This window comes from Microcystis sp. M53598_WE2, assembly GCF_030067735.1.
Taxonomy (GTDB): domain Bacteria; phylum Cyanobacteriota; class Cyanobacteriia; order Cyanobacteriales; family Microcystaceae; genus Microcystis; species Microcystis aeruginosa.
Genome location: NZ_JASJFE010000844.1, coordinates 1 through 2,124, shown reverse-complemented (window position 1 = coordinate 2,124; position 2,124 = coordinate 1). Strand labels below are relative to the sequence as shown.

The following is a 2,124-nucleotide window of genomic DNA, read 5'->3' as shown; positions in this document are numbered from 1 at the left end:
GTCGTTTCTTGTACCTGTTTTTTTAATTCTTCCATCGTGCGATTAGCTTCCTCTCTGCGGCGATCAGCTTCGGCACTGCGGCGATCAGCTTCCTTTTGAAACTCGGCAAATTGGGCCTCAGTTCTTTCAAATAACTTGTAAATATCGGCGATCGTTACAGCGTCTGACATAGGAAGATTCTTCAAGCTTGAGGAGTCTAGTCCCATTCTAGCGACTTGGCCCAGAAAAAATGTCCCTAGCTTCTCATCCGTGTTTTTTCAATCAATTATTGACTATCAACTAATCAGCGATCGCAGTTCAAGGGGAAGGGGTCAAAGGTCAAAAGGCGATCGCGTTTTTAATGGATAATAGGCAATTGACAATGGATAATTATCAACCATAGCTCCTGCGGCCATGGGCTACTATTTTAATCATCAGGAAGAAATCAACCTGGAAATCACCCAAGAATGGGATCAGGTACAAATTAGCATAACGCGAATAGCTAAATCACCTTTTTACAACGGGAGGAAAGAAGTGACTTTTTCCCCGCCCTTCCCCCGAATGCACCCCGTAACTGATATAAGTAGAGATGTAGGTCTATAACCAAAATTGCCGCATCAGTTCGGTTAGGTGACTGTTTTTCGCTTGTCTAGGAGGGTAGATATGCTCAACGAATTAATTTATGAAGGATTAGGTTTAAGTGCTGTTTTCGGAGGACTATTCCTCTGGTCGCGCTCTGGTCTCGTCAGCAAAAATACCGCCCTTTTAGCCGCACAAGCGCAATTACAGCAAAGTAGCTCAGATTTGTTGGCTCAAGTCAAGGGTTTAGACGTGGCGCAATCAGAGTTAAAAGACGAAAATCAGCAGCTGCACGCCAAAATAATTTACATAGAACAACATTCCGCCCAATTACAGCACAAAGCTACGGATTTAGAAAATTCTCTCCAGTCCCTCCAGCAAGCTGTCCAGATAGGTGAGGGTGAAATCGAACAACTGAAAACCACCGCTAAGGAAATAGAAGCGGAGAAAGCTGGTTTGATGGAGCAGTTAGAGGCAGAAAAAGCCCAAATTACTAGCCTAGAGGCACAGATTCAAACTTTAGAGCAGCAAAAAGGTGAAATTAACCGTCAATTTGATTTGACCAAAAAACAGACCACCTCTCTCTATAGTCAAATTCAGACCCTAGAACAGGATAAAGCTCTCTTACAGCAAGAACTAGAAAAAGCCGAGGAATTAAAGGTCAAAGTGGCCGATTTAGAGCATAAAAACCAAGAATTAAGCGATTTAGCCGCTCAAATTCCCAGCTTGCAAGGTCAAATTCAAACCTTAGAACAGAATCTGGCTCACCAAACAGAACATTATGAGCGAGGACAGCAAGAAATAGCCAGCTTACAGGGTCAAATTACCGGGTTAGAACAGGAAAAAAAGTCTCTCAGCGAAGATTTAGCCGCAAGTCAAACTCGATCGCTCTCTTTAGGCCAAGAATGCGACAATTTAACTATAAAACTCCAAGAAACCGTCGCTCAAGTGACAGCCATAACCGCCGAAAAGGACAGTCTCGGTGCTCATCTCGAAGCAGCTAAACTGGAGTTACAAGCTTTAGCGGCCCAGAAAGGGGAATTATCGGCAGAATTAAGCACTGCTGCCGAAAAAATTGCTAATTTAGAAGGGCAATTACAGGAATTAACCCAGTTACCCCAACAATTGGCCGATTCTCAGGCAACAATTGCTGATTTAGAAGGGCAATTACAGGAATTAACCCAGTTACCGCAACAATTGGCCGATTCTCAGGCAACAATTGCTAATTTAGAAGGGCAATTACAGGAATTAACCCAGTTACCGCAACAATTGGCTGATTCTCAGGCAACAATTGCTAATTTAGAAGGGCAATTACAGGAATTAACCCAGTTACCGCAACAGCTAGAAACCTATCGGGAAAACATTTCTAATTTAGAGATTCAACTACACCAGTTAAGTTCCGAAAAAGACCAATTAGAAACCACAACTTCCCGTCATATCGAGGAATTAAGCCAACAAAATCGCCAACTAACTCAAGATTTAGAAGCCCAAAAAACGGTAGCTAAAGCTTTAGATAAGGAAAAAATTAAGTTTGAGGGTGAGTTAGCAACTAAGCAAAAAGAAATC

At 42.5% G+C, this 2,124-nt stretch carries 1 protein-coding gene and 1 pseudogene; one reads left to right on the top strand and one right to left on the bottom strand.

Features of this window, described 5'->3' with window-relative positions:
- A pseudogene (locus PX636_RS17060) lies at positions 1-170 on the bottom strand (DUF3782 domain-containing protein); the annotation flags it as partial.
- Between the two features lie 472 nt (positions 171-642).
- On the opposite strand from PX636_RS17060, the gene PX636_RS17055 reads away from it, so the two are divergent.
- Positions 643-2,124 (top strand): coiled-coil domain-containing protein (locus PX636_RS17055; RefSeq protein ID WP_288117991.1); only part of this gene is annotated, 1,482 nt, incomplete at its 3' end.